Here is a 1418-nt window from a genome sequence, read left to right on the forward strand (position 1 = left end):
AAAACCAGCTATTTTCGTATCAGATACAGAGAAATGCCCATCTCCATGGCTCATTCATCTGAGATAGTAACTTGAAAAACCTTTATTTTAAAGGAAAATCACTTGACAATATAGGGAGGCAAATATTCGGTAGATGAAAAAGGGTATTTGCGTTGACTTGCTAAAATAAACCTATTACAATATAGCAAGGCGGTAGTTTTAATCTATTATTGGAGGTGCCAGATGGAAAAGAAAACATGCTGTGTCACGGGACACAGGGATTTACCGCAGAATCAGATCAACTATGTAAAGGCTGCCCTGCTGCATGAAATTGAAAAAGCGGTTGCGGACGGCTTTACCTGCTTTATGAGTGGGTTCGCTGAAGGTGTGGACCAATATTTTGTGGAAATGGTTATAGAAAAACAGAAAGATGATCCGTCACTGGAACTGATTGCCGTAATCCCGTATCAGAAACGGCTGGACAGTCTCAGAGCAAAGGGGCGGACCTATGAAATGCTGGAGGCTTGTTGTGATGTCGTCGTGATACGGGAAGAATACCAGCCCAGCGTCTACTCCCACCGCAACCGCTATATGGTGGAACACTCTGACCGGGTAATCGCGGTGTATGACGGGCGGGAAAAAGGCGGAACCGTAAGGACGATCCGCTTCGCACACCAAATGAAAAAAGAACTGCGGGAAATACCCGTGGGAGAAATCTATCTCCCCAAAAAGTAAAACAGGATAGAAAAACTTGGCACAACGCTCACTTGAACAGTGGGCGTTTTCTTTGTATGACGGGCATGCCGTCAGTCTGTGGTGAAAGTCCACAAGGGGCGTAGTTGCCGACGAACCCCAAAGCGACTCCCAAGGTTTACACCGCGAGATGTGGGCGAGAAGAAGGGATAGCGAAATCGTAGCCTGACGAACAGAAACCTGATACAAGGCGTACATGGCGGATAAGCTGACAAAGAACAGTGAAGTCCAAAAGGCAACCGTAACCCATGTGCGTAAATCAGGCAGGTAGACGAGGAAAGACTGGCAGGCTTATCCCGTGAGGTCTCACAGACGGAGATATACCGTAGTAACAACGAACTGTGAGAAGTCAGCAGAGGCCGTAGTAGGCAAAGCCCTGAAATGGGAGTTGCTGAAGGGCTGAACAATGTAACCGTGTAATCAAATGTATGCCCCATGGAATACCTGACGGCAGGAAGGGCGAAACGTAAATGAGCAGGTACTGCACAACTTAGGGCGAATCCATGGGAACGGAAAGGAGAAAGCACACAAGGCAATGTCAGAACTGTTAGAAAAGATACTGTCCAAAGACTGTCATTCAGCAAATTAAATGATACTAAAATCAGCAGATTATCTGCGTCCTTTTAAGTGGGGTTAGCTTGAGCCGGCTCATTTTATTTGCGGCCTATCACTCACTTTGTTTACGA

At 46.3% G+C, this 1418-nt stretch carries 1 protein-coding gene; it reads left to right on the forward strand.

What is annotated here, in order from left to right:
* Positions 1 to 222 precede the first annotated feature (222 nt).
* On the forward strand, positions 223 to 714 hold the full coding sequence (locus B5G33_RS20835) for an SLOG family protein (RefSeq protein ID WP_087418979.1): 492 nt from the start codon (positions 223 to 225) through the stop codon (positions 712 to 714).
* Positions 715 to 1418 lie beyond the last annotated feature (704 nt).

This window comes from Blautia sp. An81, from assembly GCF_002161285.1.
GTDB classification, from domain to species: Bacteria; Bacillota; Clostridia; order Lachnospirales; family Lachnospiraceae; genus Blautia; species Blautia ornithocaccae.

Excerpts from the sequence above, each read along its gene's own strand:
- B5G33_RS20835 (WP_087418979.1), top strand. The coding sequence starts at position 223 with ATGGAAAAGAAAACATGCTGTGTCACGGGACACAGGGATTTACCGCAG.